Genomic DNA, 16,188 nt, shown 5'->3' on the forward strand with positions numbered 1-16,188 from the left:
AAATGGGGGCGTATTTTGACCCAGTGAACAGTACTTTAAATAATGGTGAAAAGTATATTAAGCTCACCATTCAGGAAGCAAGATGTCTCGATTTTTTCCTGAGAAATGAAGATATCTTTATCAACAGAAAGACGCTTTTAGAAGAGTGCTGGCTGAATCGCGGTGTTATTGTTTCTGATACCGCTGTAAGGCAAACGCTGTATCGCCTGCGACGGGTATTTGATGAGGCAGGGATTGCAGACGATGTCTTGATTACCCAGCCAAGGAAAGGACATCTTCTGCAGAAAGGTATTATTCTGTTCCAGAATACACCTGTTAATGGCATAAATTCCCAGCCAGAAGATCGCCAGGAAGATGCAGTAGAGGCAGAAAATAATCGGGAAGCCCTCACTGTTAGCCGCAAACCTATCCTTCGAATAGCGATGCTTATCACACTAGCTGTTATTTTATTTCTGAGTGCTGCTTATGTCAGAAAGCTAAGCATGGTAACGGAGATAAATTACTCTCCTCCCGTTGAGATTGACGGCACATTTTATTTCTATCTTAACAATAAGCCATACAGCAGAGAAGCGCTGTCCAGAGTGAATTACTGGGTTAAGAACCACTACGTCGCATTAACCAGTATGAAATATGTCTATCTGAATAACGCAGGGCCAGACAATTTATCCTTCTATCTTTGTCACAAGGAAATGGGTAGTGCAGACAGCGACTGCCTCTCTTTCACCGTTATTGGACACCACCGTTCATGAAGATCCTGCTGATGCTCGCCGGAGCATTGATGCTGTGTGCCGCCGGATGGTTTTTTGCCCCCTACCTGATATTTCTGGCTTCAGGGGACTGCGCTTCCAAATCCGTTTTGATTTACGATGAACCCGACAGATACATCGTTAGCCAGGGAAACTGGTTTACCTACCGTGGTGGGAAAGAACACACCTATTCCGCCCGTATCAGTATTGCTGGCCCGGGTAACCCGTTTGAAGATTTCGCTTCAGTCAGAACCATTGAAACAGAAAATCATTTTAAATATGACTCTGTGAATGTCCGCACCGTGAAGTCGTTCCGGATCGCCGGGCCGTTAACGTCAGACCCACGAATAGGTCGCTATATCGATCCCCTCGCCGAAGAGGGATTTACCGGGCGTATCTATTTTTTCCGCTATAAAAATAGCGGCCTGTTAACCGGATTTAAAGGACGCCCGCTGGGCCTGTGCCAGTGATGATTGTCTGCGTTCACTGCTCTTCGTCTGTTCCGGCTCAGGGCGAGTTTCACGCAAGCCGGACCAGGCATAAAGCGTATTAACTCACTCTGAGTGGAACCACTAAATTTCCCGCCACTTCAGGTGCTTTCCAGAATCTCATCGCAAGGCGCTTGATCGCAGCACAGATTCAGCGATACTGTATATAAATACAGTATTATTGAGATTCCCCTTATGCAGTTCATCCGCCCGACCGACAGTTATCACGCCCTGCACCTGCCTTTATTCCTTGAGCGCGTTCCGTGTGGCTTTCCCAGCCCGGCACAGGACTATGTTGAAGATCGCCTCGATCTCAACAAGTTTGCCATTAAGCACCCCAGCGCCACCTACTTTATCAAAGTCAGCGGGGACTCGATGCGTGGGGCAGGGATCGGTGACGGTGATCTGTTGATCGTCGATCGTTCACTGACCGCCGTGCATGGCGATATTGTGGTGGCGGCTGTGGCCGGAGAATTTACGGTCAAAGAGCTGCGTACCCGGCCCACACTGCAACTGGTTCCCCATAACAGCGAGTATTCCGCGATCACACAAATAACCATGTATGCGCTGGTGGATGTGAACAGTTTCTACACTTCCTGCGAAACGGTTTTCCGCCCGGACCTGCGCGGGCAACCCGTGGTCGTGGTATCCAATAACGACGGGTGCGTGATCTCCCGCTCGGCGGAAGCCAAAGCGCTGGGGATCAAAATGGGTGCGCCTTATTTTAAGCTGAAACAAGAGCTGCAGCGCCAGCATGTGCATGTGTTCAGCTCTAACTACGCGCTCTATGCTGACCTCAGTGAGCGGGTGATGATGTTACTGACGGAGATGTCTCCGGGCATTGAAATTTACTCGATTGATGAAGCCTTTATTGATGTTACCGGGGTGGAAAATTGTATGCCGCTGGAAACCTTTGGGCACCAGATGCGCAGCCGCGTATTGAAAGAAACGGGGCTGACGGTGGGCGTGGGAATTGGGCCGACGAAAACGCTGGCAAAACTCGCCAATTATGCGGCGAAAAAGTGGCGCAGGGCTGGCGGCGTGGTTGACCTGTCGAATGTTGACCGCCAGCGTAAGTTACTGGCGCTGGTGCCGGTAGAAGAAGTGTGGGGCGTTGGTCGGCGGATCAGTAAAAAACTCAATGTGATGGGCATCGAGAATGCGCTGCAACTGGCGGAATCGTCCCTGTGGGTGATCCGCAAACATTTCAATGTGGTGCTGGAAAGAACCGCGCGTGAACTGCGCGGCGAGCCATGTCTCGGGGTGGAAGAGTTTGCCCCCACCAAGCAACAGATTATGTGCAGCCGCTCGTTCGGGCACCGCATCACTGATTATGAAGAGATGCACCAGGCCATCTGTGCCTATGCCGAACGCGCCGCCGAAAAGTTGCGGCAGGAAAAACAGTTCTGCCGTTTTATCAGCGTTTTTCTGCGCACCAGCCCGCATGCGGAAGGGGAAGTTTTCTATGGCAACCAGGCTTCCGGCACGTTATTGATCCCTTCTAACGATACGCGTGACATTCTCCGTGTGGCAACGGAGGCCCTCGATCGTATCTGGATTGAAGGGCATCGCTATATGAAAGCCGGGGTGATGTTGGGGGATTTCTTCAGCCGGGGCGAGGCCCAGCTCAACTTGTTTGATGAGTATCAGCCGAAGCCCAACAGTGAAGCACTGATGCAGGTGCTGGATGAGTTGAACCAGTCGGGCAAGGGGAAGGTATGGTTTGCCGGGCAGGGCATCGAAAAATCCTGGGCGATGAAGCGGGAAATGTTATCTCCCGCGTATACCACCCGCTATGCCGATTTCCCGGTGGCGAAATAGCCTGATCGTATCTATCTCATTTATATCAACCATAACAAACTACATCTATCACGACATCACAGCCCTCGCTCTGCCAGGTCGCCGCTGTTTCCACGCGCTGTCGAAAGGTGATGCCTTTTGACTGTTGCACGAGGTGGAACACCTGCTATGATGTTCCACATCACGGAACAAGGACTGCGCCATGATTAAAAGCTTTAAGCATAAGGGACTAAAAAAATTCTTTCTAAAAGATGATAGTAGCGGTATCGAACAAAAGCTGGTGGGTCGAATAAGGAACCGCCTGACCGTGATTGATGCGGCAGAAAAAATCGGAGCGATCGATATGCCTGGTTACGACCTGCATCCGCTCAAAGGTGATCGGCAGGAAATGTGGTCAGTTAGCGTATCGGGTAACTGGCGTATCACGTTTACGTTTATTGATGGCGATGCTGAGATTCTTAACCTGGAGGATTACCACTGATGAAAATGGCTAACCCTGCTCACCCTGGCGAGATCATTGCAGAAGCACTGGATGATATGCGCGTTAGCGTCCGCCAGTTCGCCCGGGCAATGGAAATTGCACCCTCAACGGCCAGCCGGTTGTTGTCAGGATATACGGCGGTAACACCTGAGATGGCGTTGCGTCTCGCTATCGTTGTCGGGAGTACGGCGGAAACCTGGATGAAAATACAGACAAATTACAGCCTGCATCAGGCACGGCAAACGCTGGACACCCGTCATCTGCATCGACTATCGGCAGCCTGAAAAACACAGAACAGCCCGCCTGCAAAGGGCCGGGCTAATGTCTGCTTCTGAGATGCATTCGCTCTTCAAACTGATGCCATAACGCCAGCAGAACGCCCGGCAGGCAAATACCGATAATCACTAAAAAACCAATTAATGGCCCACCGATGAGCAGCAGAGAAAAGAGTAGTGCAGCGTTCATGTTGTTCCTTCGTTATCAGGCTATCGCTGAGATTTTATGCTGTCCCAGCCATGCACAGCATGTTTTGATTACGATCATGATTGATGATTTTGGTTATCGGCGGCACTAAAAAAAACATAAAAAATAACATCCCCGACTCACGCGTACGCAAAAACCGATGTAACTTTATAAAAACACAGTTACCGACATGACAGCGCTAACTGTTTATCAACCCGGCATTTGCCGGGTTTTTTTTATCCCTTAATCGGTAAGAGGGCACAGCAAAGGGGGCAACATGGCAGCAATGATATTCGCAGTGAGCCTGGGGGCTGCAGTCACCAAAGGTGCTGGTGTGGCCGGATTTATCGGCGCCACCGACTACGGTGTTCTGTTTGGCGCTTTTGCCGGTGCCGTTTTCTATGTTGTGACGGCAGCAGAACTCCAGGTTATCCGTCGGGCAGCCTATTTTATGGTGTCCTGGATCGTGGGTATTTATGGCGCAGGACTGGTCGGGGCGAAGATGGCGCTACTACTGGGGTACAGCGATAAACCGCTGGATGGCCTGGGGGCGGTGTTGCTGTCGGCGCTGGCGATTAAAACGTTAACGTTTTTCAGCCAGCAGGACCCGTCAAAGTGGCTGGCGCGCTGGAGAGGAGGACCTCATGGTAACAAATGATCCTATGGTCATCACCAACGTGGTGGTGTGCTCAGCAATCGTGCTGCGCCTGATGTTCTTCTATAAAGCCGGGGCCCGGCATCAGCGGTGGGCATCGTGGCTGGCCTATATGATCATTCTGGCTTACGCCTCTGTGCCTTTTCGTTTTCTCTTCGACGTCTATGCCCATACGCACTGGGCGGCGATTGTCATCAATGTCATTTTTTGCGCGGCGGTTTGGCGTGCAAAAGGCAACGTTGCACTGATTTTTCAGGTGCTGCGCCCACGGCAATAAAAGTCACGCCAACGGACTGAAGATCACCAACATCAACCCGACAATCTACTGAGGAGGTATCCCCAACATCCCGACGTCAGTCACCTTTCCGTGCCGCTTCCCGGCATCGATGACCACTCCTTTCTTCTTGCCCACAGGGCATTCCTGGCAGGTTTTCCTGTCTTTATTACCACCGCACCCGCGAAGGCTGGCGATATTGCCATGCTGAAACGTTATTACGATAAAGACTCGACCTTTCACGGTGGCGGCGATTTTGTCGGCTTCCTCGGCACATCGCCATTGAGTGATGACGGGGGCAGTGTGGCCAAAGGTAACGGCTTTTTCTGGAAGCGTATTATTAATGATACCGAACAGGTGAACCTGTACCACTTTGGTGCCCGCGGGGATGGAGTTACCGACGACAGCGATGCTTTCCTGCGTATGTTCAAGTGGTCGCAGGGATACGATACCAATGCGAAAAACATTGGTGTTCGCTTTCCGGCCGGTAAGTTTTTGATCAACCCGATTGATCTGACGGCCAGTGAGATTGCCTGCTTCGCCCTGTACGGTGATGACAGTCCATACGGTGTGACACCGCGTACGGTGATCGTGTCGGATAAGTCGATTAACCCGGTGCTCAAAGTGAATGCTCGTCGCACGGTGATCCGTGGCATTAGCTGGAATGGTCAGGCCAGCGCTGATACCACCGTCAATACCGGGGCGATCACGCCTGATATGTTGTCGAATGTACAGCCCTTCTTTGAAAACATCACCATTGAAGGGCAGTTCGTTAACATCCGCTGTTTCCGCGTGCAGAATAACGGCGGCACGGCGGTGAAACTGCTGGATACGCTTGACAGTCGTTTTGACCAGGTCTATTCGCAGACGACCTATGCCCGCGTCTTCGATATCGGCTGGTCGAACTCACCCCGGGGCGTCTGGGACCATTCCACGGCGGTCGAGTTGACCAACGCCAACTTCCAGAGTGGTTATGGTGATGCCACGCTGATGATGCCGAGAATGACCCAGGGGATTATTCGCAACGTATGGATAGAACATACCCGTTTCCCTGGTGATCTGACCAACGGACAGTGGATTGTTGATGCCCTCAGCGTCGAGAACTGCGACAACCCGCTGTATATGAGTAATAGCCGGGCGCTGGTCCGCCAGCTTAACCTTCAGGCGGGGGCGAAAGTGAACCTCGATAACGCCCCGGGCCGCTGGCTTTCCGGCTATGAGAACGGCTGGCGTCGGGATGAAAACTACGGCACGGTGATGACCGGTTCGATGAAGGCGGGCTGGTACAGCGGCTATAAACTGACGAACACCACCACCAGTGATAAATGGTTCAAGGTGGGCAAATTTATCTTTCCGAAGGTCAATCAGCAGTGGACGATCGAACTGCTGGGCAAAATGTCGACGGCCAATCCTTCCGGCGTCGCGGGTAATCCCACGCAGGCGGTGTCCAGCGGGATGACCTGGTTGAACTTTCAGCGCTGCGCCACTGCCGTATGGGGCGATATGTTCCATCGCGGGCAGCCGGCAGTGTTGGATGTGAAGTACAAACGTAGTTATGAAAATATCGTTGAAGTGTGGGTCAAACTGAAGGCGGGGAGTGGTGACACGATGTTTAATTTACGCTCAACCGGCCCGACGCGTTTTGAGGCGGGCGAGTGTTCCTTGTTTACGCCGGACCTGACGGAAGCGCTGGATGAAACGGAGATCGGTACGGTCACGCCGAATGCCCGTCTCAGTTTACATAACGGGCTGGCGGGCTTTGGTGCAAATGAAAACGGGGTCGCCACGATGGCCACCAGCGTCGCCTCCGCCCCTGCCAGCAGCGTGCCGACAGGGTATGTGACACTCAATATCAATGGTGTTGACCGCAAACTGCCGTACTACAGCTGATAAAAAAGTAAATACATTAACCGCCCTTAGTTGGGCGGTTTTTTATTTATCATGATCAATTGTCCGAATCAGACTCTTTTCCTGATAAACCTTAGTGAAACAAGTGATAAATTTCCCTCTGCGAGTCAGTTTTTCCGCGCTTTCAGGCTGGCATTAATCTGAATTAAGGCAAGGAAACACCTTTTTTAAGCGATAAACGCTTGAAAAGCAGGCAATGGCTGATTTAAATCCAGCGGCGGGGTTGTGATGACGTCACCAGGCTACGTAAAATAGGTCCAAAAGGTAAATCAGGAGAAGATCGTGTCTGAAACTGCATCTGGCGAACATCAATTTGAACGGCTTGAAGAAGCTAAAAATATCGCCCTCGGCTGGCGTATTGTGGGGCAGATGCCACCACAGACCCTTGAAGAAGCCATTCAGATGCTGCGCGACAGCTCAGATTTTGCCGCGAAAGTGTGCGATTTGCTGACAGAAGAGCTGGCTGCGAATAAGCGACGCTAAGGCGCATCGTTTTAATCAGATGACAGCCGCGCTGTTTCACCGCGATGTCGAAAGCGGGACCACTCGTCCCAGCAGTTTTCCGGGTTTATATCACTGAAGTTCTGTGACGGATCGAGCGCAAAGGCGATACGATCGGGAATAGACACACACATGGCGGTATCGCGCAGTGCTTCTACCTCTTCGCGCGTCAGGCTCGCCCCTTTCTGTCGTTCCGCATCGCTCAGTAATCCCATCAGTGAGGGAATATAAATTGTGGCCATAGCATGCCCCATTGGTCTCTTATTGTGATGGTTAATTTTTCGGCATCGCAGAGGGGAACTTTAGTGGCAGGGCTTGCATAGGAGGCTAACTGGTTACAAAAGCTGATATTTTAGACAAAAAAAAGCCCGCTAAGAGCTTTAATGCGGGCCAACACACGAATCTGAATAAATGCAAATGAAAAGCACCTTTTTTACGCATTAAATTCAAAAAATTTGGCATGTCACCGCACATATACATCAAAATTCTTCTGATACCATCCACTGATCGGCTTCATCGAACATCTCTTCAACGATGCGTAACAGCGTGGATTTATCGCTTTTACTGGCGTCGCTCTTCACACCGTTAGCCTGCATGGGTTTTACCTTGACCTGTGCGTCAGGAAACACTCTCTTGACCCGCTTTTCCAGCTCATTAAGAATAAGTTGTTCGGCATTGGCCAGACCGGCTACGTTGCGCTTGTCATAAATCAATTCAACAAACATTTTTGCTCCTTGTGCATTTTTGCTGGATAAAAATACAGGTATCTTATGCCGGGTTCAAACACTATTTCCGCTCTGGCAGGAAGAAAGGCAGTAAACCGCAAAACAGGGCTCCCAGCGGGACTAGAATAGGGCACCGGTTAAAAAGGAGAGCAGCATGAACAAGATGATGGCAAGTGCGATGGTGTTAATGATGATGGGAGTGTTGGCAGGGTGTACCAGCGACCACATCTTGCATATGCGGGATGGCAGTACGGTCGTGGTGGAGGGTAAACCTCACCTGGATAACGCCACTAAAATGCTGGTCTATACCGACGCAACCGGGCGCACCCAGGCCGTGAACCTGGACGAAGTGCAGGGGATGTCCCGGCTGAAAAACTGATCGTCATCCTTATCTGCCGGCCGATGCTGAGCGGAAAGAAGAGCAGAATACCCCGCTAATGTCCGCCAATCGGCAGTACTGAGTGGCGCAGGTCCAGCACATTATTTTCCGCTTCATCCAGCAGCGCCAGCCACTGGCGCACATCGACTTCCTTCCATGCCAGATGCCCGGCAGTGGTGCCCATCAGGACCACATCCGGGCGTAACGCGCGATAAAACTCCAGCGTCTGCCGCAGTTCACTCTCATTACTTTCATCGACCAGCACGGTGACCCAACGATCATGGGATAGCGTGACAGTGTCACCGACGAATAAATACGTTTTACCATGAGGAGAAGCATACAGATAGCTGGTGCTGCCCGGCGTATGCCCCGGGGTGGGCACCACATGAAAACTACCGCAGTGGACCTCCGCTGCATTGAACGTGGCATCGGCTTCGGCAAAGTGGCTGACCTGGCCTAATGCACGCGCATGACAGTAGAGTGCGGAGTTGAAACGTTGCTGTAAGCGCCGCGTACCCGGACTGGCTTCGTGCCAGTGCGTCAGATAGTGGCGAATAATGCCCCCCTGATCCGCAATCACCTGGTGGTCCTCCGGGTGTTCAACCCGTGATATCAGCAGGTTGCCACGCACATGTTGCAGTAAGAAACCATGCATCATCAATACGGGTTCATCGTCACTGGCAGGAAATTCCGGGGTGGATACCCAGAGATCTTCATATAACTGTTTCATCTTTTTGCGCTCCCAACGATCAGCGCAGCACAGGATGTCCTGATACCTGTAACGAAGCGGCGGTATTCTCCACCGTCAGCATTCCCTGGGCGCCAAGGGGCAAGGTGACGGTGTCCGCGCTGTGGCCGAACGCTAACCCGGTAATTACCGGAATACCCGTCAGATCGCGTATCAGGTTCCAGACACTGGTGAAATCGTAGCCATTGTCGTAATCCGTAGAAGTGGTTCCGCTAAAACTGCCGATAATAATGGCATTCTGGCGGGAAAGAATACCGCTCTGATGCAGTTGCAACAGCATGCGTTCGATACGGAAAGGATGTTCATTCACATCCTCGATCACCAGAATGCCGTCCTGAATATCCGGCATCCACGGTGTGCCGATCAGTGAAGCGATCATCGCCAGGTTGCCGCCCCAAACTGTACCGGTTGCCTGAACGCGTTGTGAGACTGTCGTCCACTCCAGAGTTAATTTAGGCGAAGTTAGCGCGCGCCAGAAGTGTTCAATGGTAAAATCAGACAAAACCTCAGCGCCGAAATTGCCCGCGAGCATCGGCGCGCTGAAGCTTTGCATCCCACTTTGCGCCAATAACGCCAGCTGAATGGCAGTAAAATCGCTGTGGCCGCAGAGGGCGAGCGGGGCACCGGCCAGCCGCTCACGCAGTGCCGCGTAGTGAATATGCGGTAACAGTCGGCTGGCACCATAACCTCCGCGTACTGCCAGAACGATATCCGGCAAGGGATTAAGCTGCGCCAGGCCGTTGATATCGGCCAGACGCTGGCTGTCATTACCGGCAAAACGTTGCTCGCGGCGGGCAATAATACCGCTGTTATCAACCCGGTGGCCATCAGCCTGCAAACGTGTCACACCGCGCGCTGCGGCCGCAGGATTGTGGCAGTAGCCGGAAGGGCTCAGAGGATAATAAAAACGTGAGAAAAAGCGTGAAAATGGCGGCGATGATCGCTGCATTATTGCTGGCAGGTTGTGCCAGTGAACCCCAGAGAAAAATTGTTCGTCAGCCGGATACTCCCTTAACTCAGGCCCCTCCTTCGCAGGTGGCCAGTGCCTGGTCGATGATGACCGAGCAGGCAGCACAGCGGAATGGTGTGGATCAAAAGCTGGTGGAAGCGATTATTAGCGTAGAATCGGGCGGCAACCCCACGGTCGTCAGCAAGTCGAATGCCGTTGGATTGATGCAGATAAAAGCCTCTACGGCAGGGCGGGAAGTATATCGTTCACAGGGCCGACGTGGGCAACCAACGAAGTCGGAACTGCGTGACCCGGTGAAAAATATCGATATTGGTACTGCGTACCTGCGTATTCTGCAAGAGCAGCAGCTGGCGGGGATTCGTGATCCGAAAACCCTGCGCTATGCCACTATCGTCTCCTACGCTAACGGTGCAGGTGCTTTACTGCGGACCTTCTCTCGTGACCGCGATCGCGCTATTGCGATGATTAACGCCATGACCCCGGAAGCGTTTTACCAGCATGTGCAGGATAAACATCCTGCGGCCCAGGCGCCACGTTATCTGTGGAAAGTCACCACCGCCTATCGCACAATTTGAATCACTCCTGGAAGCGGTTGGCTTTATCACGCGCCAGCCGTTCCAGCGAGAAAATCACCTGTTGCAGCTCACGTTCCTGCCCGGCATTCAGCGACAGGAAGCGGAAGCTGAGGCGTGGTGTTACGATTGTCTCGCTTTTACTGCCCACCACGCTGCGTTTACCAATGGTAATCAGCTGTGCATCCACTTCAAAACGGCCATATTCCCCCATCTCCACGCGCAGCTTTTTAATGCTGTCGCCGATTTGTAGCGTCTCCGGCAGGGCATTATCGGACAACACGCCAACGCCGCCCAGTGAGAGGTCTTGCAAACGCAGGCGACCTTCACCTGATCCATCAGGCCAGGGGATATAGCAGTAAAACACCGGATTGAGCGGTGCCGTTACGCGGAAAAATTCGCGGCGCTGGATCATCCAGAGCAATTCAGGCAGCTCTGCAGAAAATGCCGGTAATCCTTCGTGCTCGTCCTCGCCAAGGGCCACCAGGGCAAACTCAACTTTGGCACCGCGTGTTTCTGCGGTGATATGCAGATTCCGGGCCTCTTTCGCCAGCTGATTGTCGTAATCATTACTGCCGAAATCGAGCAACATGTTCTCTTTATCCGCGTACAGTAGTCGTGTGATGAACTGACCGCGAGCGTGCGACACCATCACGGGTGTTTGACTGTCCAGCAGATCGCGCAGGACGGCCAGAACTGCCAGCGGCCCACGTTTCAGGTATTGTTCTTTGTCGTCCTCTTTCACATCCGGCTCCAGTCGAATAGCAAATCATGCGCGTTAGCGACCCTGTAACGGTTATCGGCAACCCCTTCAAGGGCTTTACAATTATTTTACGCGATAGACAAAGAAAGTTTAGATTTAAATCACAGGCTTAGAAACCTCGCCTATACTTAGTGCGTTTTATTAGGCGAAGCGTTAAATCATAAGATTATAAGGAGTGACTAATGGGTATTATTTCATGGATCATCTTTGGTCTGATCGCCGGTATTATCGCCAAATGGATTATGCCGGGTAAAGATGGCGGTGGTTTCATCATTACCGTGGTTCTTGGGGTGGTGGGTGCCGTTGTGGGTGGCTGGATCAGCACCTTCTTTGGTTTCGGCAGGGTAGATGGTTTTAACTTCGGCAGCTTTATTGTCGCGGTGATTGGTGCGATCGTGGTGCTGTGGATTTACCGTAAGGTACGCAGTTAACACAACGGTTTAGAAACAAGGGAGGCTGAGGCCTCCCTTTTTACTGTCTGGCGTTTAGAAATCGTAACCCACGGTGGCGATCACGCTGCGTTCAGCCCCCACGTAACAGTTGGTGGTGCTGTAACAGGCGGCGATATAGTCACGACCGAACAGGTTATTGGCATTGACCTGCACATAAGCCCCTTTCATGCTGCTGTTCCAGTCGCCCAGATTGGCACGTACAGAGGCGTCGACCAGCGTGACGGAGGGGACCCGTGCGGTATTGTCGTCATTGGCCCACTGTTTACCGATGTAACGTACCCCGGCACCGGCACTGATGCCGTAGTCAAACTGATAGTGTGCCCAGGCAGAGGCCATCTGATTGGGTGTCAGCAGTGGCGTGTGGCCATCATTGCCGTCCTGCAACTCTTTATAACGTACGTGGTTCAGCGTATATCCGGCGATGGTGCTCAGGCGCGGGGTCAGCTGATTACGTGCTTCCAGCTCAAGTCCCTGAGAGTGCACTTTCCCGGCGGGAATGTAGGTGGCGCTGGCAATATCGTTAGAATCACGTGCCGCGACATCTTTCTGCGTCAGGTCATACACGGCAGCGGTGTACAGATCGCTGGTGCCCGGTGGCTGGTATTTCAAACCGGCCTCATACTGCTCAGACGTAGACGGTTTCAGCAGGTTGCCATCTTTGCCAGGAAGAATGGATGGCGTGACCGCCTGGCTGTAGCTGACGTAAGGCGACAGGCCGTTTTCAAAGGCATACAACAGCGATGCGCGTCCGCTGATGTGATCATCCTGCAGACGATGTTTAACATCGGTGGTGTGATTATCCTGCTCTGACACCATGCGATCATAGCGGCCGGACAGCGTGGCATGCCAGCGATTCCATTCCAGCTCATCCTGCAAATAGACGCCGGACTGATAGTAGCGGCGAGTGGTGTTGTCCTGAGACGTGACCGTTACGCCGTGAGAGGCGGTGGCGCCGGTGAACGGATTAAGTGGGCTGGCACTCCCGTATCCGCTCCAGACATCGTTTTTATACTGATGGTATTCCGCACCCACCACCAGCTTATGCGTCACGTCGCCAGTGGCGAAATCCGCTTCCAGCTGATTATCCGTTGACCAGGCATCCAGTGAACCGCGTGAGCCACTGTAGCCACGTGCTAACTGGTCACTATCATCGATCCAGCCGTTCTGATACACCTGATCCAGGGCAACGCTGCTGTGCGTGTAGCTGGCATCAGAGCGCACTGCCCATGTCTCATTGAAGCGGTGCGAGAAGGCGTAGCTGTAAACCTGTTCACGTCGTTTGTACTGGTCAACGCTGCTTTCGCCTTCGTTGAAGCCATCCTTTAACCATTTGCCATTATGCTGAGTTAGGTTACCGGAGAGAGGTGTGGAGCCGTGATAACCACCAGAGGGATCTTTTTGCAGGTAGGCACGCAGCAACAGGGAGGTGTCTTCTGACGGCTGCCACAGCAATGACGGCGAGATCGTGTAACGTTCTTCACGTGTATTGTCATACTGCGTATCGCTGGTGCGCGTCATGCCGATCAGGCGGAAGGCCCACTGGTCATTAATCGCATTGGTATAATCAAAGGCGGCCCCTTTGGTATTTTGTGTTCCACCGGTCAGACGGAAATGCCCTTCAGAGACAAACTGCGGACGTTTCGAGGTCATATTCACCAGCCCGCCGGGAACGGTCTGACCATACAGCGCAGAGGAGGGACCTTTGATGATATCAAGGCGCTCAAGGAACCAGGGATCGACCTGCATAATATTATGGCTGCCGCCGTCGCTCATCAGGCGCATACCATCGAGGAACAGATTATCGACATCGCCGCCGTGGAAGCCACGCAGGGCAACGGTGTCAAAACGGGTGGCACCCCCACTGAAGTTAGAAAACACCCCTGGCGTATAATTCAGCGCCTGGCCAACGGTATTGGCGGCCTGATCGTCAATCTGCTGGCGGGTGACGACAGACACCGACTGACCGGTGGTGATCAGCGGCTGATCGGTTTTGCTGGCGCCGGTAGACGTGGTTGCGGTATAGCCACGCGTTGGTGAATCGGCGGTCTCCGCGGGCGCTGCCGTCACCACCATCTGGCTGTCAGCAGCGAAAGTCATGCCAGGGGCGGTCATCGCAATGGCGCAGCACAGCACCGATCGCTTCAGGTTAAAAACCAGAGTCATCTTCTTTCCTTGTAGGGTGGATCGAGGGAACTGAAAGCCGATCAGATCCCTCGGGAAAAGGCATTCTTACATAAAAGTAACAAAATATGAGAATAACAATGAGAATTGTTATTGTTATCGTTGATTTTTTCAAGCGTAAATTTTATTTCAGTATCGGAAGGTGTCTGGTGGGCTGCGGAGTCTGGCAGCGTGAGGTGAGGGGGGCCGGGAACGATAAAAAAAGGCGGCACAAAGGCCGCCCGGTCAGGGTTAATGCAGGTTAAGGTGCTGGTTTAGCCGTGCTGATATCCCCCACATTATTACAGGTCACGCCTTTAGGGCAGTAAAGATCCATTAATTTCAGCGTTACGCCATTGGTCCAGCCAAAGCCATCCTGCAGCGGATATTCGCCACCGCCGCCGCCGCCCAGCCCTTTACCTTCTACAACGTATTTCTCGACCAGCTTGTGTTCTTTATCGTAGGTGGCCTGCACGTTTTGCAGGAAGCGCATACCGATCTCTTTCGCCAGTTCCTGCTTACCGTAATGATTCAGCCCCTCAACGGCGGCCCACTGCAACGGTGCCCAGCCGTTAGGTGCATCCCACTGCTGGCCGTTGTTGACGGTGGTGGTCACCAGGCCACCTTCTTTCAGCAACTGCGCTTTCACGGCGCTGGCCGTACGGTTAGCGTGATCGTCCGTCGCGGCCTGCACATAGAGCGGGAACAGCGTGGCGGCGGTTAACTGCGGACGGACCTGCGCTTTCTGCCAGTCATAGTCGGCATACCAGCCCTGTTTCTCATCCCACAGATAGCGGTTGATCGCGTCACGACGCTGGGTGGCACGCTCGGCCAGACGCTTGCTTGCACCTTCATTTTTCGCCACCTGGTAAGCGTGGGCGAGGGTATTCTCCAGGTGGAACATCAGGGCATTCAGGTCCACCGGGACAATGCGGGTGGTATGAATGGTAGCCAGATCACCCGGTTTATCGAACCAGCGAGAACTGAAGTCCCAGCCCGATGCGGCCCCGGCTCGCAGGTCGCGATACAGCCCGGCTTTATCGCGCGACGGGTCTTTCCCGGCGGTGGCGATATCGTCCATCCAGGATTCGGTACGCGGCACATCGCGGGCATCCCAGTAGCGGTTGAGCACGGTGCCGTCTTTAAGCTTCACAACCCGTTTGCTGGCCGAACCGGCGGCTAAGGTGCTGCTGTCAGCATCGGCCATCCAGTAGTTGTACTCTTTTTCCAACTGCGGCAGATATTTGCTGTAGACCGCTTCACCCTCATGTTTTGCCAGCAGATCAACCATCATACTGAAGAACGGGGGCTGCGAGCGGCTGAGATAGTAGCTGCGGTTACCGTTGGGGATATGGCCGTATTTATCCAGCTCAGAGGCAAAGTTATCGACCATATCCTGCACCCGATCCCAGTGACCGCTTTCCGCCAGCCCCAGCATGGTGAAGTAGCTGTCCCAGTAATACACTTCGCGGAAGCGCCCACCCGGGACGACATAAGGCTTCGGCAGCGGCAGTAGCGAATCCCACTGATTGGCCTGGCTGGCGGAGCGCGTCAGCACCGGCCACAGGCCGTTGATATGTTCACGCAGGCTCTGGCCAGCGGGCGGGACATATTTGTCCCCCTCTGCGGGTAGGATAAAATTCGTGGCAACAAACCGCTTCAAATCGAAATTGCGCTGCATTTTTTGCATTTGCCAGTCGGTAAGAATGGCCGTCGGGTCCTGTTTCGGCACTGCATCAGCAAAGGTTTTCTGGTCGGGAAAAATTTTTGCCGCCTGTACCGCGTGGAACAGCGGCCCGAGCCGGATGTCCGGTGGCTGCGGGTTACTGCTCAGCATACGTTGATTATCTTCCGCCTGCAGCGTGAAGCTGGCGGTCAGCGCGGCGGTGAGCAGCAGGGGGGTAAACAGGCGTGTATTCCATTGACGTTGTTCGACTCTTCTCATTAGCCATTCTCCATGTCCAGACCATGCATGATCTGTAAGTAGTTGAGCAGATTAAAACTTTAGTCGAATTTAACGAAAGGGTAAGGGATCGAAGGGGCAAAGTGTGAGTCAGGTAGGGGTTTTAACACCACAACGAGCTGAATGTGGTCGAAAAAAATA

At 53.0% G+C, this 16,188-nt stretch carries 20 protein-coding genes and 1 pseudogene; 13 read left to right on the forward strand and 8 right to left on the reverse strand.

The window, feature by feature from the left end:
* The first annotated feature begins 2 nt into the window (after nt 1-2).
* The 6 genes and pseudogenes from WH277_RS15625 to WH277_RS15650 all read left to right on the forward strand — a co-directional run bounded on the left by WH277_RS15625 (nt 3) and on the right by WH277_RS15650 (nt 3,799).
* Nucleotides 3-749 (forward strand): winged helix-turn-helix domain-containing protein, encoded by a 747-nt coding sequence (locus tag WH277_RS15625; protein WP_133843314.1) that lies wholly within the window; start codon nt 3-5, stop codon nt 747-749.
* The gene (locus WH277_RS15630) at nt 746-1,216 is read left to right on the forward strand and encodes a hypothetical protein (RefSeq protein ID WP_339505907.1); all 471 of its coding nucleotides are present in this window, start codon (nt 746-748) and stop codon (nt 1,214-1,216) included. The genes WH277_RS15625 and WH277_RS15630 overlap by 4 nt, the downstream gene beginning before the upstream one ends.
* Nucleotides 1,217-1,429: 213 nt before the next feature.
* Nucleotides 1,430-1,771 (forward strand): annotated as a pseudogene (umuD, locus tag WH277_RS15635) (translesion error-prone DNA polymerase V autoproteolytic subunit); the annotation flags it as partial.
* Between the two features lie 21 nt (nt 1,772-1,792).
* Complete coding sequence (gene umuC / locus WH277_RS15640) at nt 1,793-3,055, forward strand: translesion error-prone DNA polymerase V subunit UmuC (protein ID WP_339506370.1); 1,263 nt, start codon at nt 1,793-1,795, stop codon at nt 3,053-3,055.
* Between the two features lie 181 nt (nt 3,056-3,236).
* Complete coding sequence (locus tag WH277_RS15645; RefSeq protein WP_133843348.1) at nt 3,237-3,515, forward strand: type II toxin-antitoxin system RelE/ParE family toxin; 279 nt, start codon at nt 3,237-3,239, stop codon at nt 3,513-3,515.
* A complete protein-coding gene (locus WH277_RS15650) occupies nt 3,515-3,799 on the forward strand; it encodes a HigA family addiction module antitoxin (RefSeq protein WP_159337278.1) in 285 nt (94 codons plus the stop codon). The genes WH277_RS15645 and WH277_RS15650 overlap by 1 nt, the downstream gene beginning before the upstream one ends.
* Nucleotides 3,800-3,833: 34 nt before the next feature.
* On the opposite strand, the gene WH277_RS15655 is transcribed toward WH277_RS15650, so the two are convergent.
* Nucleotides 3,834-3,980 carry a hypothetical protein gene (locus WH277_RS15655; RefSeq protein ID WP_159337277.1) on the reverse strand — a complete coding sequence of 49 codons (147 nt, stop codon included), beginning with the start codon at nt 3,978-3,980 and terminating at the stop codon, nt 3,834-3,836.
* Nucleotides 3,981-4,254: 274 nt separating this feature from the next.
* Between WH277_RS15655 and WH277_RS15660 the strand changes: the two genes are divergently transcribed.
* The 4 genes from WH277_RS15660 (at nt 4,255) to WH277_RS15675 (ending at nt 7,297) form a co-directional block, all read left to right on the forward strand.
* Nucleotides 4,255-4,635 carry a putative holin gene (locus WH277_RS15660; protein WP_133843352.1) on the forward strand — a complete coding sequence of 127 codons (381 nt, stop codon included), beginning with the start codon at nt 4,255-4,257 and terminating at the stop codon, nt 4,633-4,635.
* On the forward strand, nt 4,622-4,909 hold the full coding sequence (locus WH277_RS15665; protein ID WP_133843354.1) for a phage holin family protein: 288 nt from the start codon (nt 4,622-4,624) through the stop codon (nt 4,907-4,909). The genes WH277_RS15660 and WH277_RS15665 overlap by 14 nt, the downstream gene beginning before the upstream one ends.
* A gap of 201 nt (nt 4,910-5,110) precedes the next feature.
* Entirely contained in the window at nt 5,111-6,796 is a 1,686-nt protein-coding gene (locus WH277_RS15670) for a glycosyl hydrolase family 28-related protein (protein WP_339505908.1), read from the forward strand.
* Between the two features lie 300 nt (nt 6,797-7,096).
* On the forward strand, nt 7,097-7,297 hold the full coding sequence (locus tag WH277_RS15675) for a hypothetical protein (protein WP_133843358.1): 201 nt from the start codon (nt 7,097-7,099) through the stop codon (nt 7,295-7,297).
* A gap of 11 nt (nt 7,298-7,308) precedes the next feature.
* Here WH277_RS15675 and WH277_RS15680 read toward each other — a convergent pair whose 3' ends face one another.
* Complete coding sequence (locus WH277_RS15680; RefSeq protein WP_133843360.1) at nt 7,309-7,557, reverse strand: hypothetical protein; 249 nt, start codon at nt 7,555-7,557, stop codon at nt 7,309-7,311.
* Between the two features lie 237 nt (nt 7,558-7,794).
* Nucleotides 7,795-8,040, reverse strand: coding sequence for a DinI-like family protein (locus tag WH277_RS15685; RefSeq protein ID WP_133843362.1), 246 nt, complete (start codon nt 8,038-8,040; stop codon nt 7,795-7,797).
* A 154-nt stretch (nt 8,041-8,194) separates the two neighbouring features.
* Between WH277_RS15685 and WH277_RS15690 the strand changes: the two genes are divergently transcribed.
* A complete protein-coding gene (locus WH277_RS15690) occupies nt 8,195-8,419 on the forward strand; it encodes a YgdI/YgdR family lipoprotein (RefSeq protein ID WP_133843364.1) in 225 nt (74 codons plus the stop codon).
* Nucleotides 8,420-8,474: 55 nt separating this feature from the next.
* Here the strand turns inward: WH277_RS15690 and WH277_RS15695 are convergent, their stop codons facing one another.
* Entirely contained in the window at nt 8,475-9,149 is a 675-nt protein-coding gene (locus tag WH277_RS15695; RefSeq protein ID WP_133843366.1) for an MBL fold metallo-hydrolase, read from the reverse strand.
* Nucleotides 9,150-9,168: 19 nt separating this feature from the next.
* Nucleotides 9,169-10,116 carry a muramoyltetrapeptide carboxypeptidase gene (gene ldcA / locus WH277_RS15700; protein WP_339505909.1) on the reverse strand — a complete coding sequence of 316 codons (948 nt, stop codon included), beginning with the start codon at nt 10,114-10,116 and terminating at the stop codon, nt 9,169-9,171.
* On the opposite strand from ldcA, the gene emtA reads away from it, so the two are divergent.
* Nucleotides 10,077-10,712 (forward strand): membrane-bound lytic murein transglycosylase EmtA, encoded by a 636-nt coding sequence (emtA, locus tag WH277_RS15705; protein ID WP_159337275.1) that lies wholly within the window; start codon nt 10,077-10,079, stop codon nt 10,710-10,712. The two genes, ldcA and emtA, sit on opposite strands and share 40 nt — an antisense overlap.
* A 1-nt stretch (nt 10,713) precedes the next feature.
* Here emtA and WH277_RS15710 read toward each other — a convergent pair whose 3' ends face one another.
* A complete protein-coding gene (locus tag WH277_RS15710; RefSeq protein ID WP_133843371.1) occupies nt 10,714-11,454 on the reverse strand; it encodes a flagellar brake protein in 741 nt (246 codons plus the stop codon).
* A gap of 200 nt (nt 11,455-11,654) precedes the next feature.
* On the opposite strand from WH277_RS15710, the gene WH277_RS15715 reads away from it, so the two are divergent.
* Nucleotides 11,655-11,903 carry a GlsB/YeaQ/YmgE family stress response membrane protein gene (locus WH277_RS15715; RefSeq protein WP_133843372.1) on the forward strand — a complete coding sequence of 83 codons (249 nt, stop codon included), beginning with the start codon at nt 11,655-11,657 and terminating at the stop codon, nt 11,901-11,903.
* 54 nt (nt 11,904-11,957) lie between these two features.
* On the opposite strand, the gene WH277_RS15720 is transcribed toward WH277_RS15715, so the two are convergent.
* Nucleotides 11,958-14,087 (reverse strand): TonB-dependent siderophore receptor, encoded by a 2,130-nt coding sequence (locus WH277_RS15720; protein ID WP_200644022.1) that lies wholly within the window; start codon nt 14,085-14,087, stop codon nt 11,958-11,960.
* Nucleotides 14,088-14,346: 259 nt separating this feature from the next.
* The gene (gene treA / locus WH277_RS15725) at nt 14,347-16,029 is read right to left on the reverse strand and encodes an alpha,alpha-trehalase TreA (RefSeq protein ID WP_339505910.1); all 1,683 of its coding nucleotides are present in this window, start codon (nt 16,027-16,029) and stop codon (nt 14,347-14,349) included.
* Nucleotides 16,030-16,188: the final 159 nt, after the last annotated feature.

The sequence above is a fragment of the Erwinia sp. MYb416 genome (genome assembly GCF_037479575.1).
Classification (GTDB): Bacteria; Pseudomonadota; Gammaproteobacteria; order Enterobacterales; family Enterobacteriaceae; genus Erwinia; species Erwinia rhapontici.